The 11,880-nt window shown below is 62.8% G+C and carries 10 protein-coding genes; 9 read left to right on the forward strand and 1 reads right to left on the reverse strand.

Features of this window, described 5'->3' with window-relative positions; genetic code table 11:
- The first annotated feature begins 199 nt into the window (after nt 1-199).
- From EGJ22_RS03250 to EGJ22_RS03290, 9 genes are all read left to right on the forward strand, one after another.
- Nucleotides 200-1,720, forward strand: a complete 1,521-nt coding sequence (locus tag EGJ22_RS03250) for an aldehyde dehydrogenase family protein (protein ID WP_009685743.1) — start codon at nt 200-202, stop codon at nt 1,718-1,720.
- 185 nt (nt 1,721-1,905) lie between these two features.
- The gene (gene eat / locus EGJ22_RS03255) at nt 1,906-3,354 is read left to right on the forward strand and encodes an ethanolamine permease (protein ID WP_009685742.1); all 1,449 of its coding nucleotides are present in this window, start codon (nt 1,906-1,908) and stop codon (nt 3,352-3,354) included.
- A gap of 46 nt (nt 3,355-3,400) precedes the next feature.
- Nucleotides 3,401-4,795 carry an ethanolamine ammonia-lyase subunit EutB gene (locus tag EGJ22_RS03260; RefSeq protein WP_029886281.1) on the forward strand — a complete coding sequence of 465 codons (1,395 nt, stop codon included), beginning with the start codon at nt 3,401-3,403 and terminating at the stop codon, nt 4,793-4,795.
- A gap of 8 nt (nt 4,796-4,803) precedes the next feature.
- Nucleotides 4,804-5,622 (forward strand): ethanolamine ammonia-lyase subunit EutC, encoded by an 819-nt coding sequence (gene eutC, locus EGJ22_RS03265; protein ID WP_009685740.1) that lies wholly within the window; start codon nt 4,804-4,806, stop codon nt 5,620-5,622.
- A gap of 108 nt (nt 5,623-5,730) precedes the next feature.
- Nucleotides 5,731-6,189 (forward strand): N-acetyltransferase, encoded by a 459-nt coding sequence (locus tag EGJ22_RS03270; RefSeq protein WP_029886280.1) that lies wholly within the window; start codon nt 5,731-5,733, stop codon nt 6,187-6,189.
- Between the two features lie 189 nt (nt 6,190-6,378).
- Nucleotides 6,379-7,026: a DedA family protein gene (locus tag EGJ22_RS03275; RefSeq protein ID WP_009685738.1), complete on the forward strand. Its 648-nt coding sequence runs from the start codon at nt 6,379-6,381 to the stop codon at nt 7,024-7,026.
- Between the two features lie 9 nt (nt 7,027-7,035).
- On the forward strand, nt 7,036-7,851 hold the full coding sequence (locus tag EGJ22_RS03280) for a zinc-dependent peptidase (RefSeq protein ID WP_029886279.1): 816 nt from the start codon (nt 7,036-7,038) through the stop codon (nt 7,849-7,851).
- 93 nt (nt 7,852-7,944) lie between these two features.
- On the forward strand, nt 7,945-8,472 hold the full coding sequence (gene ppa, locus EGJ22_RS03285) for an inorganic diphosphatase (protein WP_003255365.1): 528 nt from the start codon (nt 7,945-7,947) through the stop codon (nt 8,470-8,472).
- 176 nt (nt 8,473-8,648) lie between these two features.
- A complete protein-coding gene (locus EGJ22_RS03290) occupies nt 8,649-9,350 on the forward strand; it encodes an XRE family transcriptional regulator (RefSeq protein WP_029886278.1) in 702 nt (233 codons plus the stop codon).
- 285 nt (nt 9,351-9,635) lie between these two features.
- Here the strand turns inward: EGJ22_RS03290 and EGJ22_RS03295 are convergent, their stop codons facing one another.
- Nucleotides 9,636-11,813 (reverse strand): TonB-dependent siderophore receptor, encoded by a 2,178-nt coding sequence (locus EGJ22_RS03295; protein ID WP_029886277.1) that lies wholly within the window; start codon nt 11,811-11,813, stop codon nt 9,636-9,638.
- Nucleotides 11,814-11,880 lie beyond the last annotated feature (67 nt).

Consider the following 11,880-nt stretch of genomic DNA (forward strand, 5'->3'; position numbering starts at 1 on the left):
ATTGCAATGCACCCACGGGTGACGTGTCGTGAACGGCACAAAATGTCACCCCCAGGCGTACCGCAACCGGCACAGGCTGGCTGCCAAGTGCCCGCCACACCCGCCCAAGCCATTGATTTTACGGGTGCCGCCCACGCTGGCCCAACCTTTGCTCTACGCTTCCTACTCCCTAACAAACACAATAGCCAGGAGACACACCATGCGTTACGCACATCCCGGTACCGAAGGCGCGAAGGTTTCCTTCAAGAACCGCTACGGTAACTACATCGGTGGTGAGTTCGTTCCTCCGGTAAAGGGTGAATACTTCACCAACACGTCCCCGGTGAACGGCCAGCCGATTGCCGAATTCCCCCGCTCCACTGCCGAAGACATCGACAAGGCACTGGACGCTGCCCACGCTGCCGCCGACGCCTGGGGCCGCACCTCGGTGCAGGACCGCTCCAATGTGCTGTTGAAAATCGCCGACCGCATCGAGCAGAACCTCGAACTGCTGGCCATTACCGAAACCTGGGACAACGGCAAACCGATCCGCGAAACCCTGAATGCCGACATTCCGCTGGCGGTCGATCACTTCCGCTATTTCGCTGGCTGCATTCGTGCACAAGAAGGTGGCGCCGCCGAAATCAACGAAGGCACCGTGGCCTACCACATCCACGAACCGCTGGGCGTGGTCGGGCAGATCATCCCGTGGAACTTCCCGATCCTGATGGCCGCCTGGAAGCTTGCACCGGCCCTGGCCGCTGGCAACTGCGTGGTGCTCAAGCCGGCCGAACAGACCCCGCTGGGCATCACCGTGCTGCTGGAAGTGATCGGTGACCTGCTGCCCAAAGGCGTGCTCAACGTGGTGCAGGGCTATGGCCGCGAAGCAGGTGAAGCGCTGGCGACCAGCAAGCGCATCGCCAAGATTGCCTTCACCGGCTCTACCCCGGTTGGCTCGCACATCATGAAATGCGCTGCCGAAAACATCATCCCGTCTACCGTGGAACTGGGCGGCAAGTCGCCGAACGTGTACTTCGAAGACATCATGCAAGCCGAGCCGAGCTTCATCGAGAAAGCGGCCGAAGGCATGGTGCTGGCTTTCTTCAACCAGGGCGAAGTGTGCACCTGCCCATCGCGGGCGCTGGTGCAGGAGTCGATCTACCCGCAGTTCATGGAAGTGGTGATGAAAAAGGTGCTGCAGATCAAGCGCGGCGACCCTCTAGACACTGACACCATGGTTGGCGCACAGGCCTCGCAGCAGCAGTTCGAGAAGATCCTCTCGTACCTCGAGATCGCCCAGCAGGAAGGTGCCGAGCTGCTGACCGGTGGCAAGGTTGAAAAACTCGAAGGCTCGCTGGCCACCGGTTACTACATCCAGCCGACCCTGCTCAAGGGCAACAACCGCATGCGCGTGTTCCAGGAGGAAATCTTCGGCCCCGTTGTGAGCGTCACCACCTTCAAGGACGAAGCCGAAGCGCTGGCGATTGCCAACGACACCGAGTTCGGCCTGGGCGCCGGCGTGTGGACCCGCGACATCAACCGCGCTTACCGCATGGGCCGCGGGATCAAGGCTGGCCGTGTATGGACCAATTGCTACCACCTGTACCCGGCGCATGCCGCGTTCGGTGGCTACAAAAAGTCCGGGGTTGGGCGTGAAACCCACAAGATGATGCTCGACCACTATCAGCAGACCAAGAACCTGCTGGTGAGCTACGACATCAATCCGTTGGGCTTCTTCTAAGCAACTAGCTGCAAGCTTCAAGCTTCAAGCTTCAAGCCGCAAGAATAAAGCGAATCGCCCGCCGACTCGCTTTTCTCTTGCAGCTTGCAGCTTCAGTCTTGCAGCTCCCTGGCTCGCTTCCTGCAGTACCCATCACCATCGGCGCGGAACCCTTCCGGCCACCAAGAAAAACAACAGGTGAAACTATGCCAAGCGATCAATCCGCCGGCTCGCCGGCAGGCTCTTCCGTCGACTTCGAGAAGGTCGGTTCGGACTATTTCCAGCAACGTGAATTGAAAAAAGGCGCGGCCGGCTGGGTGCTGCTGGTCGGCCTGGGGGTGGCCTACGTCATTTCCGGCGACTACGCCGGCTGGAACTTCGGCCTGGCCCAAGGTGGCTGGGGCGGCATGTTCCTCGCGACCCTGCTGATGGCCACCATGTACTTGTGCATGTGCTTCTCGCTGGCCGAGCTTTCCTCGATGATCCCGACCGCTGGCGGTGGCTACGGCTTTGCCCGCAGCGCCTTCGGCCCCTGGGGCGGTTTCCTTACCGGCACGGCGATCCTCATCGAATACGCGATCGCCCCCGCCGCCATCGCGACCTTCATCGGCGCCTACTGCCAGTCGTTGTTCGGCATTGGCGGCTGGATGATCTACCTGGCGTTCTACGTGGTGTTCATCGGCATCCACATCTTCGGGGTGGGCGAAGCACTGAAGTTGATGTTCATCATCACGGCCATCGCCGCCATTGCCCTGGCGGTGTTCCTGGTGGCCATGGTGCCCCATTTCGATGCAGCCAACCTGTTCGACATCGCCAAAACGGACGCTGTCGGCGCCAGCAGCTTCCTGCCATTCGGCTATGTCGGGGTATGGGCGGCGATCCCGTATGCCATCTGGTTCTTCCTCGCCGTCGAAGGCGTGCCGCTGGCCGCCGAAGAAACCAAGAACCCCAAGCGTGACCTGCCACGCGGCCTGATCGGCGCCATGCTGGTGCTGCTGGCCTTTGCCCTGCTGATCCTGGTGGTCGGCCCTGGCGGCGCGGGTTCCGAGGCGCTGAAAGCTTCCGGCAACCCCCTGGTCGAAGCATTGGCCAAAGCCTACGGCGGCGCTACCTGGATGGGCAGCTTCGTCAACCTGGTCGGCCTGGCCGGCCTGATCGCCAGCTTCTTCTCGATCATCTATGCCTATTCGCGGCAGATTTTCGCCCTGTCCCGCGCCGGCTACCTGCCGCGCAAGCTGTCGGAAACCAACAAGAGCAAGGCGCCGGTCATGGCCCTGGTCATTCCTGGCATCATCGGTTTTGCGCTGTCGCTGACTGGCCAGGGCGACCTGCTGATCCTGGTCGCGGTATTCGGCGCTACGCTGTCGTACGTGCTGATGATGGCCGCGCATATCACCCTGCGCATCCGCCGGCCGAAGATGGAGCGCCCGTACCGTACCCCTGGCGGCATCTTCACCTCCGGCCTGGCCCTGGTGCTGGCGTGCATCGCCGTGGTCGCCGGTTTCCTGGTGGACCCGCGCGTGGTGATTGGCGCCGCAGTGATCTATGCGGTATTAATTGCCTACTTTGCTTTCTACAGCCGCCACCACCTGGTAGCGGGCACCCCGGAAGAGGAATTCGCCGCGATCCAGCAGGCCGAAGAGGCTCTGCACTGACCGGCGCCACCCGCCGCGGGGCAACCCGCGGCTCTGGAGATTCTGTATGGCAAGTTTCGTACACACGGTCGGCCACCTGGTCTACCGCTTCGACAGCCTCAAGGATGTCATGGCCAAGGCCAGCCCGGCGCGCTCCGGGGACTGCCTGGCGGGCGTTGCGGCAAGCAACGACGGCGAGCGCGTAGCCGCGCAGATGGCCTTGGCCAATATCCCGCTGACGCATTTTCTCAACGAAGCCCTGATCCCCTACGAAGCCGACGAGGTCACCCGGCTGATCATCGACAGCCACGATGCTCAGGCATTTGCGCCGGTCAGCCACCTCACCGTCGGCGGCCTGCGTGACTGGTTGCTGAGTGAAGAGGCCAACGAGGACAGCCTGCGCGCCCTGGCGCCAGGGCTGACCCCGGAAATGGCGGCGGCGGTATCGAAGATCATGCGCGTGCAGGACTTGGTGCTGGTGGCGCAAAAAATCCGTGTGGTCACCCGTTTTCGCGGCACCATGGGCCTGCGCGGGCGCCTGTCGACCCGCCTGCAGCCCAACCACCCGACCGACGAGCCGGCCGGCATTGCCGCCAGCATTCTCGACGGCCTGTTGTACGGCAACGGCGATGCCATGATCGGCATCAACCCGGCAACCGACAGCATTGCCTCGATCTGCGCCCTGCTGGAAATGCTCGATGCCATCATCCAGCGCTACGACATACCCACCCAGTCCTGCGTGCTGACCCACGTCACCACCTCCATCGAAGCGATCAACCGCGGCGTGCCGCTGGACCTGGTGTTCCAGTCCATCGCCGGTACCGAAGCGGCCAATGCCGGCTTCGGCATCAACCTGAACGTGCTGCAGGAGGGTTACGAAGCCGGCCTTTCGCTCAAGCGCGGCACCCTGGGGCAGAACCTGATGTACTTCGAAACCGGCCAGGGCAGTGCGCTGTCGGCCAATGCCCACCACGGGGTCGACCAGCAAACCTGCGAAACCCGCGCCTATGCCGTGGCCCGCCACTTCAAGCCGTTCCTGGTCAACACCGTGGTCGGTTTCATTGGCCCGGAGTACCTGTACAACGGCAAGCAGATCATCCGCGCCGGGCTCGAAGACCACTTCTGCGGCAAGTTGCTGGGCGTGCCGATGGGCTGCGACATCTGCTACACCAACCACGCCGAGGCCGACCAGGACGACATGGACACCCTGCTGACCCTGCTGGGTGTGGCCGGGATCAACTTCATCATGGGTATCCCCGGCTCCGACGACATCATGCTCAACTACCAGACCACCTCGTTCCACGACGCGCTCTACGCGCGCCAGACCCTGGGCCTGAAGCCCGGGCCGGAATTCGAGGCATGGCTGGCCCGCACCGGCATCTTCACCCAGGCCGATGGCCGGGTGCGCTTCGGTGACAACCTGCCGCCGGCCTTCCGCCAGGCCTTGGCACAGCTTGCATAGGGATCACCATGGACCATCGCACCCCTACCCCTGAAAACCCTTGGCTGGCCCTGCGCACGCTGACCCCGGCGCGTATCGCCCTGGGCCGCAGCGGTACCAGCCTGCCGACCGGGGCGCAACTGGACTTCCAGTTCGCCCATGCCCAGGCCCGTGATGCCGTGCACCTGGCGTTCGACCACGCTGGCCTGGCTACCCAGCTGGCTGAACGCGGCCGGGAAAGCCTGGTGCTGCACAGCGCCGCCAGCGACCGCCACGAATATCTGCAACGGCCCGACCTGGGCCGGCGCCTGAACGAAGCATCGGTCGCCACCCTGCGCCAGCACGCCCAGGCCAACCCAGGCGGGGTCGACCTGGCCATCGTGGTTGCCGATGGCCTGTCGGCGCTTGCCGTGCACCGGCATACCCTGCCGTTGCTGAGCCGGTTCGAGGAACAGGCCGCCGCCGACGGCTGGACCAGCGCACCGGTGGTGCTGGTGCAGCAGGGCCGCGTGGCAGTGGCCGATGAGGTGGGTGAACTGCTGGGCGCGCGCATGACAGTAATGCTGATCGGCGAGCGGCCCGGGCTCAGTTCGCCCGACAGCCTGGGACTGTATTTCACCTATGCGCCAAAGGTCGGCCTGACCGATGCCTACCGCAACTGCATTTCCAACGTACGCCTGGAGGGCTTGAGTTATGGCATGGCCGCACACCGCCTGCTGTACCTGATGCGTGAAGCCTGCCGGCGCCAGCTGTCGGGGGTGAATCTGAAGGACGAAGCCGAGGTCCATAGCATCGACAGCGAACATGGCCCCGCGCAGCGAGGCAACTTCCTGCTTGGCGAGGGCTGAACACCCTGTCATGCAAAGCGGATTGCACCGCGGGCCGGGCTTGGGGCAGCATGCCCTCGAAGCTGCTGGCAATCCGCTGTTTTCCCTAATGGACTCTGAGGGCCGCACATGCGCATCATCAAGGCAAAACTGGAACACCTCGACCTGTTGACGCCTATGTTCGTCAAATACCGTGAATTCTATGGGCAACTGCCCTACCCCGACAGCTCGCGCAGCTTCCTGGAAAAACGCCTGCAGCGGGACGAATCGGTGATCTACCTGGCGCTCCCCGATGATGACGACAACAAGCTGCTGGGCTTCTGCCAGCTGTACCCGAGCTACTCGTCGCTGTCGCTGAAGCGGGTATGGATCCTCAACGATATCTACGTGGCCGAAGACTCCCGGCGCATGCTGGTAGCCGACCACCTGATGCGCGAAGCGAAGAAAATGGCCAAGGACACCAACGCCGTGCGCATGCGGGTGTCCACAAGCAGCAACAATGACACGGCGCACAAGACCTACGAGTCCATCGGTTTTCGTGAAGATACCGAGTTCAAGAGCTACATTCTGCCCATCAACCCGGATTGACCTGCGTCCGCCCCTGCGCGGGCAAGCCCACCCAGGGGCGGATACGGCACTACCGCGTGCAGTAACCCCCCGCTACAAACTCCCCGGGCATGATCGTCACTTAGCCGTATAATGGCCCGCCTGTCATGTGTGAAAATTTACCGATCCGCCGGTAAACCGAGCCTACGCCCAAGAACACAGGTGCTGTACATGGATTTCAACCCGCTCGACCTTATCCTGCATCTCGATGCCTACCTCGATTTGCTGGTCACCAATTACGGCCCCTGGATCTACGCCATCCTGTTTACCGTGATCTTCTGTGAAACCGGGCTGGTGGTGATGCCCTTCCTGCCGGGCGATTCGTTGCTGTTCATCGCCGGCGCCGTAGCCGCAGGGGGCGGCATGGACCCGGTCTTGCTGGCCGGCCTGCTGATGGCTGCTGCAATCATGGGCGACAGCACCAACTACGTGATCGGGCGCACGGCAGGCGAGCGTTTGTTCAACAACCCCAATTCGAAGATCTTCCGTCGCGATTACCTGCAGCGGACCCACGACTTCTACGAGCGCCACGGCGGCAAGACCGTGACCATGGCGCGCTTCCTGCCCATTCTGCGCACCTTCGCCCCGTTCGTGGCCGGTATTGCCCACATGCATTACCCGCGCTTCCTGGGCTTCAGCGTGGCCGGCTCGTTGCTGTGGGTAGGTGGCCTGGTCACCTTGGGCTACTTCTTCGGTAACGTGCCGTTCATCAAGCAACACCTGTCGCTGATGGTAGTGGGCATCATCATCCTGTCGTTGGTCCCGATGATCCTCGGCCTGCTGCGTACCCGCCTGGGCCGCGCAGCCAAGGCGCACTGACCGGCCAGCATGTGGTCGTTCCGCGCCTGGCGGCGCAAGCGGGCCTTGGCACGCTACCCGATCACGCCACAGCAATGGCAGGCCGTACGCGAATGCCTGCCGATGCTGGACGGCATCACCGACGAAGAAGACCACTGGCTGCGCGAAGCCTGCATCCTGTTCCTGCTCGACAAGCACCTCACGTGCCTGCCGGGCGTTGAACTGGGCGACCAGCAGCGGCTGCTGCTGGCCGCCCAGGCGCAACTGCCACTGCTGCACTTGGGCGAATTGAACTGGTACCAGGGCTTTCACGAAATCGTGCTCTACCCCGACGACTTCAAGAGCCCGCAGCGCCACCGCGATGCCAGTGGCGTGGAGCACGTGTGGGACGGCGAGCACAGTGGCGAGGCCTGGCAGCAGGGCCCGATCATCCTGGCCTGGAACGGCGTACTGGCCAGTGGCGGCTGGGAGGCCTACAACCTGGTCATCCACGAACTGGCGCACAAGCTCGACATGCTCAATGGCGATGCCAACGGCCTGCCGCCGCTGCACAGCGGCATGCCCGTGGCCGAGTGGGCCACCGCCATGCAACAGGCCTACGACGACCTCAACCGCCAGCTCGATGCCAACCCCGACGCCGAAACCGCCATCGACCCCTATGCGGCAGAGAACCCCGCCGAGTTTTTTGCCGTCACCAGCGAATACTTCTTTAGTGCCCCCGACCTGCTCCATCAGGCCTATCCATTGGTCTATCAGCAGTTGGCGCTGTTCTACCGGCAAGACCCGCTGGCGCGCCTGCGCCGGCTTCAGGCCGAGCACCCCGACTACCGCGAAAGCCACGCCTGACGCGGCCGCACATCAGGCCAGGCGTGGCATGCCCCGGCAGAATGTGCCTATAATCGCCGCCACTTTTTTGGTCAAACACGGGGGCACTGCCCAATGAGCTACAGCAAGATTCCGGCGGGCAAAGACCTGCCGAACGACATCTACGTCGCCATCGAGATCCCGGCCAACCACGCGCCGATCAAATACGAGATCGACAAGGACAGCGACACGCTGTTCGTCGACCGCTTCATGGCTACCCCGATGTTCTACCCAGCCAACTACGGCTTCATCCCGAACACCCTGGCGGACGACGGTGATCCGCTCGACGTGCTGGTCGTTACCCCGTACCCGGTCGCCCCAGGCTCGGTTATCCGCGCCCGCCCGGTTGGCGTACTGAACATGACCGACGACGGCGGCGGCGACGCCAAGGTCATCGCGGTTCCTCACGACAAGCTGTCGCAGCTGTACGTCGACGTGAAGGAATACACCGACCTGCCAGCCCTGCTGATTCAGCAGATCGAGCACTTCTTTGCCAACTACAAAGACCTCGAGAAGGGCAAGTGGGTCAAGATCGAAGGCTGGGAAGGCGCTGACGCTGCCCGTGCCGCGATCACCAAATCGGTCGCTGCCTACAAGGGCTGATACCGGTTGCAGGAAGAACCCCGCCATGGCGGGGTTTTTTTATGGCCAATCGCTGTACTCGGCGAATACTCCTACACAGCCCTACAGCTGTGCCCTACAACCAGCCACTTTTCATACAAGCCCCGTCAACATCAAGTTGATATCCTTGCTGGCACCGCACCGCTACACTCGCTGGCATGAAGACCTCCGGTGACCGCCTCAGGGCCCTGCTTCACGAATGCGGCCTTACCCCTTCCGATTTCGCTGCCCAACGCGGCGTCACACCGCAGCACGTCAACAATTGGGTCAAGCGCGGCGTGCCCCTGGCACGGTTGGACGAGATGGCCGACCTGTTCTGTGTGCATCGCCGCTGGCTGCACACGGGCGAAGGGCCCAAGCACCCCAGCCCGATCCTGCGCAACGCCCGGCCGCGAAAGTTGCACACGCCCGCGCCGTCCCCGCTGCTGGTGGACCATGGCCGGCTGGTCAAGGTGCCGTACTACGAACTGCATGACGGCCTGCTCAGCCCAGTCGCCAGCAAACACCTGCGCCTGCCGGCAAAAGCGCTGCAGGGGTTGGGGGTTCGGGCCGACGATGCAATCAGCGTGACGATGCCCGACAGCAACATGCTGCCGCTGATCCCGCAGGAGGCGGTGCTGGTGATCGACGTGAGCATGACCCAGGTGTTCGAGGGCGAAACCTACGCCTTGCTGCACAACGGCGCGCTGCGGGTGAATACCCTCAGCCTCGGCCAACATGGCACGCTGTACCTGCACAGCCATGACCGGCGCAACTATGCGGTTGAGCGCTATACCCCGGCGCAGCGCCAGGCGCAGGGCCTGGAAGTGCTTGGCTGGGTGTTCCACTGGTCGTATTTTCGCCAGCAGCGGCCCGGTTGAAACACCCTGTGCCATTTTTTGCTGGGCATCCAGAGCGTGCCCTTGTATGCTACGCCGCACATTCAGCCCCGACCGGCGCAAGCCGCAGTCCAGAGGGCTCGGCGACATCTCACACGGGTGTCTGCCATCTCTTCCAGGCCCTTGATGGCCACACAGTTAAGGCGATTGCGGCTTACCATAAATTAGTCGGAAGCGTCCCCGAGAAGCCGGCCACAAGCCGGCTTTTTAATGCCCCCGCATACTCGCCTGCCCGCCCGGGCAGAGCGCTTTCAGCCAGAGCAACCCTCAGAAGTCATAGCGCGCGCCCACCATCATGCTGCGCGACGGCCCATAGAAGTTGAAGGTCGACGTCGAGCCCACGCGCGACAAGTAATCGCGGTCGAACAGGTTGTTGACGTTGAATGTGGCGGTCAGCTGCGAAGTGACCGGGTACGACAGCATCGCATCCACCGTGGCATACCCTGGCGCATCGATGCGCACGCCACCGTTCTCGGCGTAGAAATTGCTCATCGCCGAAATACCGCCCCCGATTGCCAGGCCGTTCAACGGGCCTTGGCTGATGGTGTACTTGCTCCACAATGAGGCCTGGTTGCGCGGCATGATGAAGAACGTGGTCTCGGCATCGCCCTTGACGGTTTCGGTTTCCATCCAGGTGTAGCCGGCCAGCAGTTCCCAGTTCGGCGTCAGCTTGCCGCTTACTTCCACTTCCGCGCCCTTGACCCGGGTTTTACCGGCGGCTACCGAGTCGGTGGTCGCCACGCCATCGGCGTCGTACAGGGTGGTAGCACGGTGCTTGTCGGTCAGGCGGAATACCGACAACCGCGTGTTCAGGTCGCCCCCGAAGTAGCTGCTTTTCAAGCCGAATTCATACTGCTCGCCTTCCCGGGGCTTCAACACCCGGCCGCTGCTGTCGGTGGCTGACTGCGGCTTGAACACCTGCGAATAACTGGCGTACAGCGCGTGGGTGTCGGTGAGGTCGTAGACCACGCCGCCGTAGGAGGTGAAGTGGCCGTCGACGCGCTTGCTGTCGTTGGTGCTGGCGCCACTGCCGAGGGTGGTGGTGTAGAAGTCACCGCGGTACCAGCTGAAACGCCCACCGGCGATCAGCGCCAGGCGCTCGACGGGGCGGAAGGTAACTTTGGAGTACAGGCCATATTCCTCTTCCTGCATACCGGTTTCGGTGCTGTAGTTGGGCGACGGCTTGGCAAACTGCTTTGGCGAGTAGGTGTTGACGTTGATGGCGCCCAGGTTGGTCGTGCCATTGAGGTACTCTGTGTCGTAGTTCTTGTAGTCGCTGCCGACCACGAACTCGCTGACCTGGCCGAAGGTCTCGAACGGCTGGCTGTAGCTGGCGTCCAGCGAGTAGGTGTCCTGCGTGAAATCGCGGGCGCTGGCACGCTCGGAATTGCCACCGGTAGTGGCGTTGGTGGCGGTGAAGGCGTACAGGTACTGGGTGTCGCGGTGGGAGCCACGGGCGGCAATACGGCCGTAACCGCCGTTGTCAAAGCGGTGGGTCAGTTCGGCGACCAGGTCGGTGGTCTTGCCGTCGAAGTAGTTCCAGTCGGCCCCGAGGAAGCGTGAATGGCTGAAGTCGGGCACCTCACCCGACAAGGTGGCCGGGTAGCCATTATGCGGGGTGATGTTCTTCACTTCGTGCATCAGGCCGAACGACACGGCAGTAGCGTCGCTCAGGTCGATGTCCAGGGCGCCATAGTAGCTATTGCTGGTGTTGGCGTTGTAGTCGACCTCGCCATTGGTGTCATCACGCGAAGCGATGAAGCGCCCACGCACACGACCCGCATCGTCGAGCGGCCCGCTCAGGTCGAGTTCTTCGTGGTTGGTGTCCCATGTGCCATAGCTGCCTTCGACGTGGCCCTGGAACTCGGCGGTGGGGCGCTTGCGCACCATGTTCACGATGCCGCCCAGCTCGCTGGTGCTGCTGAACAGCCCCGCCGGGCCGCGCATGATTTCGACCCGGTCGAACGCTGCCAACGACGGCACAGTACCGAAGATGCTGGCCATGGGCGCCGGTAGCCCGTCGATATTGAACTCGCTGTACTCGTAGCCACGGGCATAGATGGATGAGCGGCCACTGTCGTTGGTCAGGGTCCGCAGGCCGGCGGTGTACTTGGCCAGGTCATCCAGGTGCACGAACTGGCGATCCTTGACGTAATCCTGGGTGTACACGGTGATCGACTGCGGGATGTCCTTGAGCGCCGCCGGGGTCTTGGTGCCCACGGTTGCAGCATCGACACTGTAGCCGCCGGTTTGCTCCGAAGGCAGCATGTCGTACAGGCGGTTGCCCTCGATGGTCAGTGCCGGCAGGTCGAGCGAGTTGCCACCACCGGCCGCCTGCGTCGCTACCGTTTCAGCCAGTGCCGACACCGAAAAGGGCGCCAGCAGCCCTACTACCAGCCAGCCCCGCACCCGTCGCGGCCCCCCCACACTGTTCAAACCGCTCATGACCCACCCTCGCCCAATTGATAATAATTCGCAAACGACAGAAATTGCTTTTTGCGGAAGATACCGG

Origin of the sequence: Pseudomonas sp. p99-361 (genome assembly GCF_003935475.1) — a bacterium.
GTDB classification, from domain to species: domain Bacteria; phylum Pseudomonadota; class Gammaproteobacteria; order Pseudomonadales; family Pseudomonadaceae; genus Aquipseudomonas; species Aquipseudomonas juntendi.

Coding starts and splice junctions, on each gene's coding strand:
- ppa (WP_003255365.1), top strand. CDS start 7,945: ATGAGCTACAGCAAGATTCCGGCGGGCAAAGACCTGCCGAACGACATC.
- EGJ22_RS03270 (WP_029886280.1), top strand. CDS start 5,731: ATGCGCATCATCAAGGCAAAACTGGAACACCTCGACCTGTTGACGCCT.
- EGJ22_RS03280 (WP_029886279.1), top strand. CDS start 7,036: ATGTGGTCGTTCCGCGCCTGGCGGCGCAAGCGGGCCTTGGCACGCTAC.
- EGJ22_RS03290 (WP_029886278.1), top strand. CDS start 8,649: ATGAAGACCTCCGGTGACCGCCTCAGGGCCCTGCTTCACGAATGCGGC.
- EGJ22_RS03260 (WP_029886281.1), top strand. CDS start 3,401: ATGGCAAGTTTCGTACACACGGTCGGCCACCTGGTCTACCGCTTCGAC.
- EGJ22_RS03275 (WP_009685738.1), top strand. CDS start 6,379: ATGGATTTCAACCCGCTCGACCTTATCCTGCATCTCGATGCCTACCTC.
- EGJ22_RS03295 (WP_029886277.1), bottom strand. CDS start 11,813: ATGAGCGGTTTGAACAGTGTGGGGGGGCCGCGACGGGTGCGGGGCTGG.
- eutC (WP_009685740.1), top strand. CDS start 4,804: ATGGACCATCGCACCCCTACCCCTGAAAACCCTTGGCTGGCCCTGCGC.
- eat (WP_009685742.1), top strand. CDS start 1,906: ATGCCAAGCGATCAATCCGCCGGCTCGCCGGCAGGCTCTTCCGTCGAC.
- EGJ22_RS03250 (WP_009685743.1), top strand. CDS start 200: ATGCGTTACGCACATCCCGGTACCGAAGGCGCGAAGGTTTCCTTCAAG.